Annotated in this window: 20 protein-coding genes; 6 read left to right on the plus strand and 14 right to left on the minus strand. The window is 69.7% G+C overall.

The genetic code is table 11. The features are described from left to right. The first annotated feature begins 1 nt into the window (after position 1). The 3 genes from ACFFJC_RS08480 (at position 2) to ACFFJC_RS08490 (ending at position 1220) form a co-directional block, all read left to right on the plus strand. Positions 2–646, plus strand: a complete 645-nt coding sequence (locus ACFFJC_RS08480) for a TetR family transcriptional regulator (protein ID WP_379487054.1) — start codon at positions 2–4, stop codon at positions 644–646. A gap of 2 nt (positions 647–648) precedes the next feature. Beyond that, a complete protein-coding gene (locus tag ACFFJC_RS08485; protein ID WP_379487055.1) occupies positions 649–912 on the plus strand; it encodes a hypothetical protein in 264 nt (87 codons plus the stop codon). A gap of 125 nt (positions 913–1037) precedes the next feature. After that, complete coding sequence (locus ACFFJC_RS08490) at positions 1038–1220, plus strand: hypothetical protein (RefSeq protein ID WP_379487056.1); 183 nt, start codon at positions 1038–1040, stop codon at positions 1218–1220. Positions 1221–1227: 7 nt separating this feature from the next. On the opposite strand, the gene ACFFJC_RS08495 is transcribed toward ACFFJC_RS08490, so the two are convergent. The 7 genes from ACFFJC_RS08495 to ACFFJC_RS08525 all read right to left on the minus strand — a co-directional run bounded on the left by ACFFJC_RS08495 (position 1228) and on the right by ACFFJC_RS08525 (position 8626). Continuing rightward, entirely contained in the window at positions 1228–2244 is a 1017-nt protein-coding gene (locus ACFFJC_RS08495; protein WP_379487057.1) for a type II secretion system F family protein, read from the minus strand. Between the two features lie 19 nt (positions 2245–2263). Further along, positions 2264–3235, minus strand: a complete 972-nt coding sequence (locus ACFFJC_RS08500) for a type II secretion system F family protein (RefSeq protein ID WP_379487058.1) — start codon at positions 3233–3235, stop codon at positions 2264–2266. A 79-nt stretch (positions 3236–3314) separates the two neighbouring features. Next, positions 3315–4586 carry a CpaE/TadZ family protein gene (locus ACFFJC_RS08505; protein WP_379487059.1) on the minus strand — a complete coding sequence of 424 codons (1272 nt, stop codon included), beginning with the start codon at positions 4584–4586 and terminating at the stop codon, positions 3315–3317. 3 nt (positions 4587–4589) lie between these two features. Then, positions 4590–5231, minus strand: a complete 642-nt coding sequence (locus ACFFJC_RS08510) for a CpaD family pilus assembly protein (RefSeq protein ID WP_379487060.1) — start codon at positions 5229–5231, stop codon at positions 4590–4592. A gap of 14 nt (positions 5232–5245) precedes the next feature. After that, the gene (locus ACFFJC_RS08515) at positions 5246–6847 is read right to left on the minus strand and encodes a type II and III secretion system protein family protein (protein WP_379487061.1); all 1602 of its coding nucleotides are present in this window, start codon (positions 6845–6847) and stop codon (positions 5246–5248) included. Further along, complete coding sequence (cpaB, locus tag ACFFJC_RS08520; RefSeq protein WP_379487062.1) at positions 6844–7857, minus strand: Flp pilus assembly protein CpaB; 1014 nt, start codon at positions 7855–7857, stop codon at positions 6844–6846. The genes ACFFJC_RS08515 and cpaB overlap by 4 nt, the downstream gene beginning before the upstream one ends. 73 nt (positions 7858–7930) lie before the next feature. Then, positions 7931–8626: a prepilin peptidase gene (locus ACFFJC_RS08525; protein WP_379487063.1), complete on the minus strand. Its 696-nt coding sequence runs from the start codon at positions 8624–8626 to the stop codon at positions 7931–7933. Between the two features lie 80 nt (positions 8627–8706). Between ACFFJC_RS08525 and ACFFJC_RS08530 the strand changes: the two genes are divergently transcribed. Then, positions 8707–9681, plus strand: coding sequence for an alpha/beta fold hydrolase (locus ACFFJC_RS08530; RefSeq protein WP_379487064.1), 975 nt, complete (start codon positions 8707–8709; stop codon positions 9679–9681). 5 nt (positions 9682–9686) lie between these two features. After that, positions 9687–10787: an NAD(P)/FAD-dependent oxidoreductase gene (locus tag ACFFJC_RS08535; RefSeq protein WP_379487065.1), complete on the plus strand. Its 1101-nt coding sequence runs from the start codon at positions 9687–9689 to the stop codon at positions 10785–10787. Positions 10788–10789: 2 nt separating this feature from the next. Here ACFFJC_RS08535 and ACFFJC_RS08540 read toward each other — a convergent pair whose 3' ends face one another. Genes ACFFJC_RS08540 through ispH form a run of 4 tightly spaced genes read right to left on the minus strand, consistent with a single transcriptional unit; the run spans position 10790 to position 14351 of the window. Continuing rightward, complete coding sequence (locus ACFFJC_RS08540) at positions 10790–11911, minus strand: FUSC family protein (RefSeq protein WP_379487066.1); 1122 nt, start codon at positions 11909–11911, stop codon at positions 10790–10792. 40 nt (positions 11912–11951) lie between these two features. After that, the gene (rnhA, locus tag ACFFJC_RS08545; RefSeq protein ID WP_379487067.1) at positions 11952–12386 is read right to left on the minus strand and encodes a ribonuclease HI; all 435 of its coding nucleotides are present in this window, start codon (positions 12384–12386) and stop codon (positions 11952–11954) included. Beyond that, a complete protein-coding gene (gene thrB / locus ACFFJC_RS08550) occupies positions 12383–13372 on the minus strand; it encodes a homoserine kinase (RefSeq protein WP_379487068.1) in 990 nt (329 codons plus the stop codon). Before thrB ends, rnhA begins: the two co-directional genes overlap by 4 nt. Before the next feature lie 4 nt (positions 13373–13376). Continuing rightward, positions 13377–14351 carry a 4-hydroxy-3-methylbut-2-enyl diphosphate reductase gene (gene ispH / locus ACFFJC_RS08555; protein WP_379487069.1) on the minus strand — a complete coding sequence of 325 codons (975 nt, stop codon included), beginning with the start codon at positions 14349–14351 and terminating at the stop codon, positions 13377–13379. Between the two features lie 67 nt (positions 14352–14418). Between ispH and ACFFJC_RS08560 the strand changes: the two genes are divergently transcribed. Then, the gene (locus tag ACFFJC_RS08560) at positions 14419–15081 is read left to right on the plus strand and encodes a hypothetical protein (RefSeq protein ID WP_379487070.1); all 663 of its coding nucleotides are present in this window, start codon (positions 14419–14421) and stop codon (positions 15079–15081) included. A gap of 6 nt (positions 15082–15087) precedes the next feature. On the opposite strand, the gene ACFFJC_RS08565 is transcribed toward ACFFJC_RS08560, so the two are convergent. From ACFFJC_RS08565 to ACFFJC_RS08575, 3 genes are all read right to left on the minus strand, one after another. After that, positions 15088–15837 (minus strand): lysophospholipid acyltransferase family protein, encoded by a 750-nt coding sequence (locus tag ACFFJC_RS08565; RefSeq protein WP_379487071.1) that lies wholly within the window; start codon positions 15835–15837, stop codon positions 15088–15090. Further along, on the minus strand, positions 15834–16277 hold the full coding sequence (locus tag ACFFJC_RS08570) for a Fur family transcriptional regulator (RefSeq protein ID WP_379487072.1): 444 nt from the start codon (positions 16275–16277) through the stop codon (positions 15834–15836). The genes ACFFJC_RS08565 and ACFFJC_RS08570 overlap by 4 nt, the downstream gene beginning before the upstream one ends. A 191-nt stretch (positions 16278–16468) precedes the next feature. After that, positions 16469–16918 carry a Ros/MucR family transcriptional regulator gene (locus ACFFJC_RS08575; protein WP_379487073.1) on the minus strand — a complete coding sequence of 150 codons (450 nt, stop codon included), beginning with the start codon at positions 16916–16918 and terminating at the stop codon, positions 16469–16471. Positions 16919–16973 lie beyond the last annotated feature (55 nt).

The raw sequence follows: 16973 nt of genomic DNA on the forward strand, positions 1-16973 counted from the left end.
GATGAAGGAACGCCCCGCCTCGGGCCAGGCCGATGTCACCGCCCCTCCGGGAGCGCGGGCGCTGCTGCTCGACACGGCCAGCGCGATCATGCGCGAGGGCGACGTGATCGACATCTCGCTGTCCGAGCTCTCGCTCCGCTCCGGGCTGAACTCGGCCCTGGTGAAGTACTATTTCGGCAACAAGGCGGGGCTGCTCAAGGCGCTGCTGGATCGCGACTGGGAGGCCATCGTCGCCAGCGTGGATGCGCTGCTGGCCAAGGACGGGTGGGAGCCCGAGGCGAAGCTGAGGCGCCACCTGTGGAAGGTGGTCGACACCTTCTACGAGGTGCCGTACCTCAACCGCCTGACCATGCGCATGGTGCGCGAGAGCGACGATGCCGAGGCGCGCCGCATCGCCGACTGCTATCTCTCGCCGATCTATCGCGCCTACGAGCAGCTGATCGGCGACGGCGTGCGTGCCGGCGTCTTCCGCGAGATCGATCCGCAGCTCTTCTACTTCACGGTGACCGGAGCAGTGGACCGGTTCTTCTCGGCGCGGCTGGTGCTCAAGCACTGCTTCGACCAGGACACCCTGACCGAGGAACTGCGCGACCGCTATCGCGAGCATACGATCGACATCATCATGGCGGGCATTCTCGCACGCTGACCATGGCCCGGCGGAGGAAGCGCTATCTGACCGCCACGATGGCGGACGGCTACGTGAAGACGATCGGGCCCACGGCCGATCCCTTTACCCACTACTGGCGCGTGGTGGCCGAGCTCGAGAACGGGAAGACGGAAGTGTTCTGGGGCCATACCCGCTCGCTCGCGGAGGCGAAGCGGAAGCGGGTGGCTCTGGACGATGCGGCCCGGATGCGGGGATGGAAGAGCTGCGCGTTCGAGATCGCGGAACTGGTCGAGAGCGAGGGGTAAGCCCGGCGATGACTTAATGCAGGTTAGCCGTGCCAGGCCCTGCGCCTTCGATTCCGTCCGCTGCAAGGAACCCTGCATGCACCTCGCCGCTTGCCCTTGTGCAGGCGCAAGCAAGGAGCAGCGACATGGCAGTCCCGGAAGACCCTGACCAGCCGAGCGCCAAGCGCAAGGGACGCGCCGGCATCGTCATCGTGGCCATCGTGCTGGTCATCATCGTCACGATCTTCGTCGGCTACAACATCTGGCACGTCGACACCCTGGAGGAAGAGCAGGCCACCGGCGTCAAGGAGGTCAACGGCCTCTCCTGATCCCGGCTCAGCCCTTCGGCGGGTGCGGGTCGCCTCCGCTGAAGGCATCCGCGATCGAGCAGGCGGCAGGACCGAGGATGACGACGAAGAGCGTCGGCAGGATGAACAGGATCAGCGGCACGGTCATGATTGCCGGCAGCCGCGCGGCCTTCTCCTCCGCGCGCATCATGCGCTCGTTGCGGAACTCGGCCGAGAGCACGCGGAGTGCCGAGGCCAGCGGGGTGCCGTAGCGCTCGGTCTGGATCATCGTCGTCACCACGCCCTTCACCGCGTCGAGGTTCACGCGGTACGCGAGGTTCTCGAACGCCTGGCGGCGCTCGGTAAGGAACGAGAGCTCGATCGACGTCATGGAGAACTCGTCGCCCAGCTCCGGGTAGGCGCGGCCGAGTTCGCGCGATACGCGCTCGAAGGCGGCGTCGACGGTGAGCCCCGCCTCGGCGCAGATCACCAGCAGGTCGAGCGCGTCGGGCAGTGCCTTGCGGATCGCGTCGGTGCGCTTGGTGACCAGGTTCTGGATGAACAGGTCGGGCCCCTTGTAGCCGCCGATCACCAACGCCGCGAAGCCGGCGAACTTCTTGAAGCTGCTCCACTGCGGGAAATAGTCGATGCCGTAGATCACCAGGGCGGCGAGGCCGCCCAGCACGATCGGCGCGACGAGCCGCGCGAAGACCACCGCGACCGCCCATTCCTTGTTGCGGATGCCGGCCTGGGCGAGCTTCTGCTGGATCTCCTTGATCTGGCTGTCCTGCAGCATCCGGGCCTTGCCCAGGAAGGCGCCCATGCGGTCCGTCGTCTCGTTGCGGCGGATGAGGCTCTGGCGCTTGCGGGCGGTGGTGACGATGCCCGACTTGAGCTGCTCGCGCCGGGCGTTCAGCGACTTGACGCGCTTGGCCATCGGATCGCGGATGGTCACCGCCGAGTAGATGGCGAGCAGCGTCGAAGCCGCGGCAACCACCGACAGGAGGGTGCCGACAACGGTGAGGTCGAAGCCCAGCAGGGTGGGACCGGCGGGTTGGTCGAGCATGGTCTTTCGCGTTCCCGGATCAGATCTCGAAGCTGACCATCTTGGCCATGATGAAGGCGCCGATGCCCATCCAAACGGCGCCGCCGATGCCGGCGACCATGAGGCGCTCGTCGACGAAGAATTCGCCGATGTAGTTGGGGTTGATCCACCAGATCAGGCCGAAGACGATGAACGGGAGCGAGCCGACGATGTAGGCGGAGGCCTTCGACTCCGAGCTCATGGCGCGGATCTTGAGCTTCATCTGGGCGCGCTTGCGCAGCACCTCGGACAGATTTGCGAGCGTCTCCCCCAGGTTGCCGCCGGTCTCGCGCTGGATGGCGAGAGTGATGCAGAAGAAGTTGAACTCGGGGATCGCCAGGCGGTCGGCGGTCTCCTGGAGCGCGTCCTCCATCGTCTTGCCCACTTTCATGCGATCGGTGATGAGCTTGAACTCCTCGCCAACCGGGCCGGGGATCTCCTGCGAGACAATGGCCAGCGTCTCCGACACCGGAAGGCCCGAGCGCAGCCCGCGCACGAGGAGGTCGATGGCATCGGCGAACTTGACGTTGAACGCGGTGGTCCGCTTCGTGATGAACTGGCTCAGAACCAGGTGCGGCAGCCCGGCGCCGACGAACACGGCGAAGGGCAGGGCCAGGAACAGGGCGCCGGTCTTCAGCAGCACCAGCAGCAGAACGACCAGCCCGAGCCCCGCCGAACCGTAGAGGTACTGGTTGATCGTCCAGGGCAGGCCGGAGCGGTGGAGCCGCAGCGCCAGCGCTTCGATGCGCGAGCCGGAGCCGGCGATCTGGTGGATCTTCGGCTTGCGCGCCGCCACCGCGCGGCGCATCTGCGCCTCCATGCGATCGGTGGCACTGTCGGAATGGCGGTAGCGCACCGACTTCAGCCGGCGGGCGGCTTCCTTGCTGGGCGAAGGGCCCGAGAGCGCCGCAAAGAGCAGCAGCGCCACGCCGGCGATCCCCGCCGCGGACATGATGAGCTGGAAGAGGTTCATCGCCTGTCGTGCCTCCGAGTGCTGCGGCGAGTGCTGCGGACCGATGCCGAGGAGGGAACTGCCCGTCCCCGGTGCGGCGTCAGCCTCCGGCCTGCGCCTTCTTCCGGGTCCTGGGCATCATCGCCTTGAAGTCGATCTTGCCCAGCAGCGACGGCTTGGCGGTGCTGTCGGCCTGCGCCTCGCCGGTTTCGGCGATCAGGCGCGCCAGATCGCGGATCGCGGCGCCGGCCTTCGTGGCCCGATTGGCGTCGACGAAGGTCTGCCCCAGCTTGGCCGCCAGCGAGGATGCCTTGAGATCGTAGGGGATCGACAGGTGGATGCCGGCTTCGATCGAGGCTTCGAAATCGCCCTTGCTGATCTCCGCCAGCGCGCTCTGCACCTTGTTGGCGACCACCAGGACACGGGTCTGCGGCGCATGGGCGCGGAACCACGAGAGCATGCGGATGGCGTCGCGGGCGGAGGCCAGCGTCATTTCGGTGACGATGACCGCCACGTTCACTTCGGCGGCCAGCTGCGGGAAGTTGATCAGCATGTTGCGCGGCATGTCGATCACGGTCATTTCGAACGCCTGGCGGAATTCCTCGGCCAGTTGCAGGAAGGCCGAGCCGTCGGTCATCAGCGGCGTGCTGATCGGCGCCTCGGCCGAGAGGATCGCGAGATTGTCGTTCGCGCGGATCATGGCGCGCTCGATGAACAGCCCGTCGATGCGGCTGGGGTTCTCGATCGCGTCGGTCAGGCCGCGGCCGGGCTCGAGGTCGAGGCACAGCGCGCCGGTTCCGAAGTGGATGTCGAGGTCGAGCAGCGCCGTCGGGAGCTTGTAGTCGGCGCTGAACAGCCAGGCCAGCGAGGTCGCCAAGGTGGAGGTGCCGACACCGCCCCGGGTGCCGATCACGGCGGTGGAGACGTGCGGCTTGGCGCCCGCCGCGTCATGGCTGCGCGGCGCCGAATAGACCGCCTGCGCATGGGTCAGGGCGTCGCGCACCTGCACCGGCGAAAGGGGCTTGAGCAGGTAATCGTGGATCCCGCTCGCCACGAGATCGCGGTAGAGGCGCACGTCGTTCACCTGGCCGATGGCGATGACGATCGTGCCCGGCTCGCAGACTTCGGCGAGGGCGTTGATGTCGCTGAGCGGGTCGCCGCTTTCGGAGAGGTCGACCAGCAGGATGTTCGGGCTCGCCGTGACGGACAGCGACTGGACCGCGTTGCGCAAGCCGCCGCGGCAGCACTTCTCCGGCTGCCAGCCGAGGTCCGCGACGATCGGCCGCAGGACGTCCATCGCCGCGTCGTCGCACAAGTAGGCGGCGAACTGGTCGCGACCGCCGCTGCTGCCCGATTTCCAGGGTGCGTTCATGCTTCAGTTCCCGCCCGTGGGAGTGGCCGTGACGGTATTGCCCTTGCCGGTGGTCCCCGCCGCGCGATAGGCGTTGATGGCGCGGTTGGGGTCGGTCACGATCGTCGGATCCGTAGGCGTGGCGCCGTGCAGCAGGTCCTCGGGATCGGCGACCATCGCCGCCAGGTTGGCGTTCACGGCGCAGCCGTAGTTGGTCGAGATCGCATTGCCGGGGTTGAAGTCGCTCTTGGCCGACCAGTCCGGGCAGCCCGGCACGGATGCCGTGGTGCGGGTGAGGATCACGCGCGCGGTGCCGCCGGCCAGGGCGCCGGCGGTCTGCGGCGCGCTGTCGCTCAGCAGGATGCCGTAGCGCGAGGCGACAGCCTCGACCTCGGCCCGCGTGGCGGCGCTCGCCTCCGGGTCGTCGACATAGACCTTTTCGCCGTACTTCAGGCCCATGGCCTTGAACCAGGCGGCGAGCCGCGCCTGCTCGCCATAGGCGAGCCCCGCCCCGCCGGTGGTCACGTCGAGCGCGTAGTCGACCTTCTCGACCACCGGCTGGTGGACAGAATACATCGAACGGTTCGAGGGGACGCCGCCGCAGCCCGAGAGAGCGGCAGCCGTCCCGAGTGCGAGAGCGGCGAGGGCGAGGGTCTGCTTGCGCATGGCGTTCGATCTTCTCACTTCAGGCTGAAGCCGGGACGGGCGGTCTCGGCCGCCGCGGAGCGCTTGGTGGTGCCGGCGCCGGGTACGCCTGCGGCCGGCGCTGCGCCGACCGAGGGCGCCGGGGGAGCCGCCTGGGTCGCCTCCGGCCGCTTGGCACCGCTGACGCCGTCGCTGTCCATGTTCCCGAGCAGGCGCTGCAGCTCGTTGGGCGAGTTGAAGCCGTCAGTGGGCAGCGCGATGCGGGAGCTGTCGACCGGATTGACGAGGTAGGGCGTGACCACGATGACCAGCTCGGTCTCGCCCCGCCGGTAGCTGGTGGAGCGGAATAGCGAGCCCAGGATCGGCAGGTCCCCCGCGCCGGGCATCTTCTGGATCGTGTTCGCGGTGTTGTTGCTGAGCAGGCCCGCGATCATGAAGCTCTGCCCGGAGCCGAGCTCGATGGTCGTCTCGGTGCGACGGATCGTCAGCGCCGGGACCGCGTAGCCGCCCAGCGTCACGGAGCCCTCGCTGGAGAGCTCCGACACCTCAGGCCGCACGCGCATCGAGATGCGGCCGTTGCCGAGCACGGTGGGCGTGTAGCTGAGGCTGACGCCGTACTTGCGGTATTCGATCGAGGTCGTGCCCAGGCCCTGGCTGATCGGGATGGGATATTCGCCGCCCGCCAGGAAGTCCGCCGTCTCACCCGAAAGCGCGGTGAGGTTCGGCTGCGCCAGCGTGCTGACGAGGCCGACGGTCTCTCCCGCGTCAAGTGCGCCGAGCAGGTTGAGCCCGAGCAGGTTGCCCTGCAGGCCCAGCGTGGTGCCGGTGGAGCTGGGCGTCACCGCGCTGACGCCTTCGCTCCAGTCCGGCCCCGCGCCCAGCGCGTTGCCCGAGGGGAAGTACTGCGGGAACTTGCCCGATCCCTGGCCGATCACGAACTTGGTGCCCGAGGTGGGATCGTAGCTGGCGATGTTCACGCTCAGGGACTTGACCAGCGAGCGGCTGACTTCGGCGATGCGGACCTGCAGGTTGACCTGCATCGGCGTCGCCATGCGCAGGCGGCTGATGACGTTCGCGTCCTTGCCGGCATAAGCCTGGACCAGGCGCTCGGCCTCGGCGACGTCCTCGGGCGAGCGGACCGTGCCGGTCAGCAGGAAGGTGCTGGACCCCATCGTGGACACGGCGATCCTGGCTTCCGGCATGGCCAGGCGCAGCATCGAATCGACGCTGTCGAGATTGGAGCCCACGCGGATCGTGCCGGACCAGACGACCGCGCCGGCGGCGTTGCTGGCGAACACGGTGGTCGTGCCGCCGGCCTTTCCGAACACGTAGAACTGCCGCGAAGACTTGACCTGGATATCGGCGACGGCGTCGTTGGAGACGAACACGTCGGCCATCGCGGCGGGCACGTTGACGAGCTGGCCGTTGCCGATCGACAGCTCGATGTCCTGCGCGGGGCGCACCACCGACTGCGCCGGTGCCGGAGTGGCCGCGAAGGCCGTCAGCGCGACGCCCAGAGGCGCGAGCGCGCCGGCGGCGGTCAGCAGAAGCTGGGAAAGGTTCGGCTTCATGGGGGTGCCCTTGGAGGCGAAGGGAAGGGCGGCGCCGGGGCGCGGGGTGTCGGTCTGGCCGGTCATGGGTTGCTCACCGGCTCTTCGATGGTGGTCTTGCCGCGAGTCACGCGGACCACGGGCCCGCGGCGCACCGGGGCGCCGGTCGTCGGTGCCGCCGCCTGGGGCGCGGAGGCGGCGTTGGCCGCAGCGGCCGGTGCTGCGATTGCGGGGCGAGTGGAGCGTTGGAAGCGGGACACGTCGCCGCCGGTGACGTAGGTGGTGTCGCCCTCGATCGGCTGGCGCATGGCCTGGCGCATGAGCGTCTCTTCCTCCTCGCGCGTGGCGCCTTCGGGTACCTTCACGTCGCCGCTGGCCAGGATGCGCTCGAACTCGCCCTGGTTGTCGGCGATGGCGCGCAGCGAAAGGCTGAGCTCGCCGATCTCCTGCGCCACGGCGACCTTTTCGGCGATCCGCGGCGTCACTTCGAGCGTGACGGTGCGGAAGGCGTGGACCACGGTCTTGCCGTCCACGACCTCGCTGTCGGTGGCCTGGTCGGTGGCGAGCACGCGCAGGTTGCGCAGGATCGTCTCGGCGGCGCGGAGCGATTCGCCCTCGCCCTGCACCTGCTGCGTCAGCACGAGGTCGACCCTGTCGCCCGGGAAGACGAAGCCGCCGACGGCGGTCTTGGCGGAGACCGGGATCGTCACGGCGCGCATGCCGGGGCCCAGCGCGGCAGCCAGGAAGCCGCGGTCGCCCGGGGAGACGAGCGCGCCCTGCGTCAGCGGCTGGCCGGCGGTGATGGGGAAGCGCACGACGGTGCCCAGCAGCTTCGTCATGTCGGCCTGACCGTCGATGTAGTAGGCGTCCTTCACCAGTTCGTCGGGCCATTCCTGGAACGAGACCGAATCGGCGGTGATGATGGTGCCGACCGGCAGCGCGCGCTGGGCCACGAGGACCTTGGGGCCCTTCGGCTGGACCGGCGCGGCGTCTGCTTGCGTGCTCGCGCTGCCTGCGAAGATCGACCTTGCAGTGAATGCGGTGAACGCCGCAATCAGCAGCGCTGCTGCGAGCAGCACCACCTTCTTCCTGTCCATGCTGTTACCAGCCTTTTGCGAAAATTATCTACGACCTAGAAGTGCTTATAGGCGTGATTGGTTAAAATCGGGTTCACCCGGGAAGCGTGTGAGCCCCGATGACCCACAACCCGGCCGCCGCGATCGCCACCCCGTAGGGGACCTCGATCGGGGATTTCTGCCGTCGCATGATGTGCCGAAAGCCGAACACGAACGCCGCGACGGCGGCCGCGATGGCCACCAGCGCCGCGACCGCCAGCGACGCGCCAGGAAGCAGCCGCGCCAGGGCGGACAGAGCCGTGCCCCCGATCACCGGCCGTTGCGTGGCGACCGCAACGACGATCGCGCCGGCGCACCCGATCCACGCCAGCGCGACCACGCCGGCGACAATGTCGCGCAGCGTCTCGCCCGGGACCCGCTTCATGTTGCACGCGGCCATGGCGAAGGAGGCGCCGCCGCCCAGCACGGCCATGAGGACGATGACCTGCAGGTACCGCGCGGGGGTGAACCACAGCGCCAGGGCGACCAGCAGCTTGACGTCGCCGCCGCCCATCTGCCCCCGCGCGAAGAGCAGCGAGGCCACCACGAAAGCGGCCGCCGCCAAGGCGAGCTGCACGCCGATCTCCGCGAACCCGAAGCCCGCCGCCAGCCACCACAGCGGCGCGCCGGCCGCGATGCACAGGTTCAGCCCGTTGTCGATCTGCCGCCGGCGCAGGTCGGTCAGCGCGGCCACCAGCAGCGCCGTTGCCAATGCTGCCAGCAGTGCGTACGAAAATAGCGCGCCCGTCATGCCTTGGTCCTTTGGGATCTGGGGAGCCTTTATGCCGGGCACCACTACCAAATCGTAACCCGCCCCGAGCCTGCCGGACCGTGACTTCCTCCCTCGAGAGCCTCCTGCCATCCCCCGTGCGCCGCGCCATCCCCCTGGAGGCGGTCGAATCACGCTGGGCGCTTCCCGACGGGCACCTGCTGCGGCGGATCGACTGGCCCGCGCCCGCCGTTGGTGGACGCGGGTCGATCCTGTTCATGCCGGGACGGGGCGACGCCTACGAGAAATGGCTGGAGTCGCTGGCCGCCTGGCACCGCGAGGGGTGGCAGGTTACCGCGGCCGACTGGCGGGGCCAGGCCGGGTCGGGGCGACTGGGACGCGACGCCAGCACGGGCCACGTGTCCGACTTCGCGGTGTGGGTGGAAGACTATGCCGCGCTGTTCGCCGACTGGGTGCGCAGCACGCCGGGCCCGCACGTGGCGGTCGGACATTCGATGGGCGGGCACATCGTCCTGCGCGCCGTCGCCGAAGGAATGGCGCGGCCGGACGCGCTGGTGCTCTCCGCACCCATGCTCGGCATCCACCCCACCTGGATCCCGGCGCGCGTGCTGCACCGGGTCGCCCGAGCTATCGTCCGGCTGGGCGATCCGCGCCGGCCGGCATGGAAAGGCGGCGAGCGGCCGGAAACGACGCCCCGCGCGCGCAGCCTCCTGCTGACGCACGACGAGAGCCGCTACGACGACGAGCAATGGTGGCGGCGCGCGCGTCCTACCATCGCCATGGGCCCGGCCAGCTGGGGCTGGGTCGAGCGGGCGCTGGCCTCCATCCGGGTGCTGGAGCGGCGGGGCGTGCTGGAGCGGGTGGACGTGCCGACGCTGATGCTCGCCACGCGGGTCGATGGCCTCGTCTCGTGGCCCGCCATCCGCCGCGCCGCCGCGCGCCTGGCGCGTTGCGAACTGGTCGCCTTCGGCAGCGAGTGCCGGCACGAGATCCTGCGCGAGGTCGATCCCGTGCGGGAGCAGGCGCTCTGCGCCATCAAGGACTTCCTGAACCGCCACGCGCCCGCTAGGGGCTGAGCCCGATGGATGCAGAGTTCGACATCGCCGTGGTCGGCGCCGGCATGGCGGGCGCATCGCTCGCCGCCGCGCTTCAGGCCCACGGGCCGGGCGGGCGCCGGGTGCTGCTGCTGGAGGCCGAGGAACGGCCCGGCTACCATGCCACCGGCCGTTCGGCCGCGTTCTGGACCGAGAGCTACGGCGGCCCCGGCGTGCAGCCGCTGACCACCGCCTCGGGTCGGGCGCTCCGGGAACTTGGCGTGCTCACCCCCCGCGGGGCACTGACCATCGGGCGTGCGGGCCAGGAAGGCGAAGTTGCGGCTTTCGCGCAGCGCTACTGTGCCGTCGGCATCGACGTGCGCCTGCTCGACCGCGCAGGGCTCGACGCGCGCGTCCCCGGGCTGCGGCCTGAGTGGACCTGCGGTGCGCTCGAACCCAGTACTTGCGACATCGACGTCGCGGCGTTGCACCAGCACTACCTGGCCCAGGCGCGCCGGGGCGGCGTGGAACTGCGGTGCCGGGCAGGGCTTGCGGCAGCCGAGCGGACGGCCTCGGGCTGGACGCTGGCTCTGGGCGACGGGCAGCAGGTTCGGGCCCGCGTGCTGGTCAATGCGGCGGGCGCATGGGCGGACGCGGTGGCGGTGGCGGCCGGCCTGTCCCCGCTCGGCATCGCACCCTATCGGCGCACGATCGCCCAGCTCTCCCTCGCCGTTGCCGTGCCGGAGGACCTGCCGCTGGTGCTCGACGTCGGCGAGCGCTTCTACTTCAAGCCCGAGAGCGGACGCCTCTGGCTCAGCCCGCACGACGAGACGCCGAGCGGCGCCTGCGATGCCGCGGCCGAGGAGATCGACGTCGCGCTGGCGATCGACCGCTTCGAGCACGTGGTGGACTGGCCGGTCGAGCGGGTGGAGCATCGTTGGGCGGGGCTGCGTTCCTTTGCCCCTGATCGGCTGCCGGTCTACGGCTTCGCGCCGCAGGACCCGGCGTTCTTCTGGTTCGCGGGACAGGGGGGCTTCGGCATCCAGACCGCGCCGGCCGCTGCGGACCTTGCGGCGCGGCTGCTGCTCGGCGCTCCTGCGGCTGCGGTCGATCCGGCGCCGTACGATCCGGCCCGCTTCCGGCAGTGAGCCTATTCCGCGTTGGGGCCAGGGCTGGCGACTGATCCGGTCCCGCTCCGGGGCGCCAGCAGGTGCCAGCCCAGCAGCACCGGCTCCAGCACCGCCATGCCGACCAGCACGCTGACGAGCCGCTGGACCGCAGGCCCGATTCGCGCGTCCGCGTAGCTGTCGGGGACCAGCACCACGAGCACGGCAAGGGTGAACTGGAGCCCGATGTAGGTCGCCGCCGAGACGCCGTTCTCGATGTGCCGCCCCAGAACGATGCCGATGCAGGTCCCGGCGATCAGCACCGGCGCGCTACCCTGCGCGAGCAGCAGAACGGCCAGCGCCAGCGCCCCGCCGGCAATGCAGCCGAGCGCACGGTGAAGCAGCCGGCGCGAGACGGGCACGAAGCCGCTGGCTCCGATCCCGGCGACCGGCACGATCATCACGGCCATGATGGTCACCGCCGCTTGCGGCAGCTCGGGGAGGCCGAACAGCGCGTGAAGCAAGGGCAGGGTGGCGATGGCGAGCCCGGCCTGCGCCGCGTGGCGCGCCGCGTGGGGATGCCAGCGCATCCGCTCCGGCGCGGGCTTGCGGTCGGCCCACCAGCGCTTGCCGGCCAGCGCTCCGGCGACGAGGCTGACGGCGGTGCAGGCCAGGGTGCCGGCGACCACTTCCAGCAGGCGCGTCCGCGCGAAGCCAAAGGTGTCGAGGTCCGGGCGCGCAATCTTGTCGAGCAGGATCATCTCGAAGGTGAGGCCGAACAGCAGCCAGGCATAGGCGCGCCGCGCCGTCAGCATCCCGTAGAGACCCAGGGCGCCGACGAGCGCCGCCGCCAGCATCGCCAAGGGCGTCGAGGTCGCGGCATGGGGCACCACCGCCAGCGCCAGCGCCGATCCCAGCGCGGTGCCGACGATCCGCATGACGCCCCGCAGCAAGGTCTCGGCGATGTCGCTCTTGAGGAGCACGAAGGCGCTGAAGGCCGCCCAGGACACCATGCTGGCGCCGATCGCATGGGCGAGCACGATCGCCAGCATGACCGAGGCGACGCAGGCCCACTCGTCCGCCATGCGCGGGCCCGGTGTCACCAGCGTGCGCAGTTCGCGCACGAGGGCCGAGGATCGCAGGGGGTCGGGGAGAAGCTTCGCCATGGCCGATTCCGCGTTCTCCCCGATGCTCGCCGCGCCCGCTTCAGGCCGCGGCCTTGGCCGCGTCGCTGGCGAGCTTGTCGACGCGCTCGTTCTCGACGTGGCCGCTGTGGCCGCGCACCCATTCCCATTGCACCTTGTGACGACCGGCGGCTTCGATCAGGTCGTGCCACAGGTCGGCATTGCGCACCGGCTGCTTGCTGGCGTTGACCCAGCCCTTCTTCTTCCAGCCGTGCACCCACTTGGTGATGCCGTCGATGACGTACTTGCTGTCGGTGTGAAGCGTCACGTCGCAAGGCTCGGTGAGCGCTTCGAGCGCCTTGATCGCGGCGGTCATCTCCATGCGGTTGTTGGTGGTGTTCGGCTCTCCGCCGGACATCTCCTTTTCGTGCACGCCCATGCGCAGCAGCACGCCCCAGCCGCCCGGACCCGGGTTGCCCTTGCAGGCGCCGTCGGTGAAGACATCGACCTTCTTCATGCGAATATCCCCGCATGGGCCGGATCGGCGTAGAATTCCAACCGCCGGGCAAAGGCCATCGGGTCCTTGGGCGTGACCAGCGCGTCCGCGGGCGTGTTGAGCCAGTCGTAGGCGCGAGTGGACAGGAAGCGCACCGCCGCCCCGCGCGCCAGCAGCGGCAGCGCCGCCTGCTCGGTCGCCTCCAGGGGGCGCACCGCCAGGTAACCCTGCAGCAGCGCCTCGGACAGCGCGGGCAGGAACTGCGTGCCGTCGGGCGTGAAGCACCAGGCGGCGTGCGTCACCGCCACGTCGTAGGCGAAAAGGTCGGTGCAGGCGAAGTAGAAGTCGATCAGGCCGGTCACCCTGTCGCCCAGCATCAGGACGTTGTCGGGAAACAGGTCGGCGTGGATGACGCCGCGCGGCAGGTCCTCTGGCCAGCCTTGCGCCAGCAACGCGAGCTCGCGCTCGACGAGGCGGCCGAGATCGGGGTGGATCGACTCCAGGCCATCGCGCCCGCAGTCGCGCAGGAGCTGCTGCCAGGCGGGCAGCGCCAGCGAGTTGGCGCGCGAGCCCGGGAAGTCCGCCGCGGCGAGGTGGATCTGCGCCAGCGCGCCACCCACCGCGCGCGCCTGTCCCGGGGTCGGCTGGGACACCGAGACACCGGGCAGGAACTCGATCAGCGCGAGCGCCTTGTCGCCCTCCGGGGTGCGGTGCAGGCGGTGGCTGGCGCCCTCGCGATCGTGCATCGTGCGCGGCACCGGCGCGCCGCGCGCGGCCAGGTGATCGAGCAGGTCGAGGAAGAAGGGCAGGTCCGCGATCTCGGTCCGGCTCTCGTAGACGGTGAGGATGAAGCGGCGCGCAGCCCCGTCGTCCGCCTGCGTCTCGATCAGCCAGTTGCTGTTGGAGACGCCCTCCGCGATGCCCTTGGCCGAGACCAGCGTGCCCACGCCGAAGGCGGCGATGATGCCCGCCATCTCCTCGGCACCGAGCCGTGTATAGACCGCCATGCCGTCAGCGTGCCAGCTGGCGGGGCAGCTTGAAGGTCATGTGCTCGACGGTGGTCACGATCTCCTCCGAGGCCACCTCGCGCAGGCCCTTGATGCGGGCGATGACCTCGTTGACCAGCTCCTCCGGCGCGGAGGCGCCCGCGGTGAGGCCCACCGTGGCGAGGCCTTGCAGCCACTGCGGGTCGATGTCGTCGGCGCGCTGGATCATCTGCGCGGGAACCCCTTCGCGCTGGGCGACCTCCACCAGGCGCAGCGAGTTGGAGCTCTTGGGCGAGCCGATCACCAGCACCAGCTCGCACTGCGGCGCGATCTGCTTGACGGCGGCCTGGCGGTTCGAGGTGGCGTAGCAGATGTCCTCGGCCTTGGGCCCGACCACTTGCGGGAAGCGCGCCTGGATTGCCTCGATGATCGCCGCGGTGTCGTCCACCGACAGGGTCGTCTGCGACAGATAGCACAGGTCCGCATCGGCCGGGACATCGAGCGTGGCGACGTCGGCCACGGTCTCCACCAGGGTCATGTTGCCTTCGGGGACCTGGCCGAAGGTGCCGATCACCTCGGGATGGCCGGCATGCCCGATGAACAGGATGTGGCGCCCCGCCTCGATCTGGCGCTCGGCCTGGCGATGCACCTTGCTCACGAGCGGGCAGGTGGCGTCGAGCCACTCCAGCCCGCGCGCAGTCGCCGCGGCGGGCACCGCCTTGGGCACGCCATGGGCGCTGAAGATCACCGGCACGCCGTCCGGCACCTCGTCCAGCTCCTCGACGAAGACCGCCCCCTTGGCCTTCAGGTTGTCGACCACGAACTTGTTGTGCACGATCTCGTGCCGCACGTAGACCGGCGCGCCGTAGATGTCGATCGCGCGCTCCACGATCTCGATGGCGCGGTCGACGCCGGCGCAGAAACCACGGGGTGCGGCGATCAGGAGACGCAGCGGCTGCTCGGCGGCGGTGGCTGCCGTGGACGGAAAGGGCGCGTTCATGATCGGCCCTCTAGCGCTTTGCCGCTTGCATCGCTAGGGCAAGCGCACGCCATCCGAGGAAGTCACGATGAATGCACGCCGCCTGACCGCCACCGTCCTGTGCTCCGCCGCCGCCGTGAGCGCGCTCGGCGGCTGCAAGACGCGCGGTGAGATCGTGGTCGACCAGGGCGTGGGCATCACCGCCGTGCGCAGCCGTTGCCCGGCAGTGGGCATTCCCGAATACACCGGCGACATCACGACCTTCCGCACCCCGGGCGATCGCACCGCACCCAACATCGACGTGGTGGCGGCGATGACCAACGTGCGCAGCCAGTGCAACGAGGAGACGGGCGAGAAGGTCACCGCCGCCGTCACGTTCCAGGTCCAGGCGCGCCGCAGCGACACCGCGGGCGCGCGGCAGGTCACCGTGCCCTATTTCGTGAGCGTGCTCCAGGGCGGCAGCGCCGTCATCAGCAAGCGCGTGGGCACCGTCACGCTCAGCTTCGCGGACGGCCAGCCGCGCGCGCAGGCCACCGCCACTGCCAATACCTTCATCGACCGCGCCGCCGCCACGCTTCCGTCCGAGATCCGCGAGCGGATCACCCGCAAGCGCAAGGCGGGCGACACCGACGCGGCGGTCGACCCGCTGGCGGATCCGGAGGTCCGGGCCGCCGTCGCCCGCGCTTCGTTCGAAGTGCTGGTCGGCTTCCAGCTGAACGAGCAGCAGCTCGCCTACAACGCCACCCGCTGATCGCAGTCAGGCGCCGGCCCGCTCGATCGCGGCCTGCGCGGCGGCGGCCATCCGCTTGCGGTCGCTGCGTTCGGCCGGAGTGAGGGGCGGCAGGAAGCGGACGGTCAGCCTGATTGGGCGCCACCGCGCGAGAATGCGCAGGGCATTGTCCAGCCCCGGTTCCTCGCCGACCCAGGCGATCGCGCGCGTATCGCGCCCGTAATCGAGCCGGACGGGCTGGACGGGAACGTCGTCGAGCCCTTCCAATGCCGACAGCAGCGAGGACTTGAACGCCAGCCGCGCCGTCCCGTCGGAGGTGGTGCCTTCCGGGAAGATCGTCAGCACGCCCGCATCGCCCAGCGCGGCGCGCACCTGCCCGACCTGCGCGGCGACGCTGCGGCGCTCGTGCCGGGCGATGAAGACGGTGCGGTTGAGCCGGCAGAGCCAGCGCAGCGGAGCGATGCGGGCCAGCCCGTCATGCGCCACGAAGGCGCTGCCCGCCGTGCTGGCCAGCGCCGGAATGTCGAGCCAGCTGACGTGGTTGGCGAGGATGAACGTGCCCGGCGCCGGGCGCGAGCCCTGCGTGCGCACCTCCAGCCCGGCGACGTGCCCGATGGCCCGCAGGAACCAGCGGGGCACCGGGTTGTGCCGCGTGAAGGGCGCCAGGAGGTAGTAGAGGGCAAGGTGGAGTGCCAGCGTGACGAGCATCGCCACGAGCCGTACCGCGACGAGCAGCCAGCCCCACGGCGGGATGCGGCGTCCGCTCCCGGCGCTCACCTGCGAGCGGCGGTGTCGCCGTCGTCGCGCTCGAGCTTGACGCCGAACAGTTCCATGCGGTGATCGACGAGGCGGAAACCCAGCCGCTCCGCGATCTGGCGCTGGAGCGCCTCGAGCTCGGGGTCGACGAACTCGATCACCTGGCCGCTCTCGACGTCAATCATGTGGTCGTGGTGCGCCTCGGGCGCGGCCTCGTAGCGAGCGCGGCCATCGCCGAAGTCGTGGCGGTCGAGGATGCCGGCTTCCTCGAACAGGCGCACGGTGCGGTAGACCGTGGCGATCGAGATGCCAGGGTCGATCGCAGTCGCACGCTCGTGCAGCTTCTCGACGTCGGGATGGTCGGTGCTCTCCGAGAGCACCTTGGCGATCACCCGGCGCTGCTCGGTGATGCGGAGACCGCGTTCGGCGCAGAGCGCCTCGATGTCGATGGGCTGGTTCACGATTGACCTGTAGATGATGAAAAAGGCGCACCGCCTAGATAGGGCGGTGCGCCTTCATTCACAACCGCAGCGCGCGGCCTGTCACACGCTCGCGGGCGTCGTCAGCATCTTTGTCCCCGAAAAATGCTGTGCTTTTTCGGACTTGCTGCGGATGCTTCGGAGGGCCTGAGCCGGTGCGGCCGCGGGCGCCCTCAGGCGGCAGCCGGAGTCTTGGGCTTGCGGCCGCGACGCACGTCGGACTTGCGGCCCAGGCCGATCTTCTTCGCGAGCTCGCGACGCTTCTCGGCATAGTTGGGAGCGACCATCGGGTAGTCGGCGGGCAGGTTCCAGCGCGCGCGATACTCTTCCGGGGTCATGTTGTAGTGGGTCATGAGGTGGCGCTTGAGCATCTTGAGCTTCTTGCCGTCCTCGAGGCAGACGATGTAGTCCGGCTTCACCGAGGCGCGCACCGAGACCGCCGGTTCGGGCTTCTCTTCCTCAACCGCGGGCGTGCCGCCCAGGCCGGAGAGGGCGCCGTAGACGTTGGTGATGAGCGTGGGCAGATCTTCCACGCTCACGCTGTTGTTGCTGACATGAGCAGCGACGATGTCCGACGTCAGCGTGATCAACGTCTCGTTCATGTCGGGCTGGATAGTATCCATTCTTCTTATTCCTTAGTGCGACCATTCTGGTTGGGGGGTAACAGGCTGTTGAAGG

Source organism: Novosphingobium soli (assembly GCF_042432915.1).
GTDB lineage: Bacteria > Pseudomonadota > Alphaproteobacteria > Sphingomonadales > Sphingomonadaceae > Novosphingobium > Novosphingobium soli.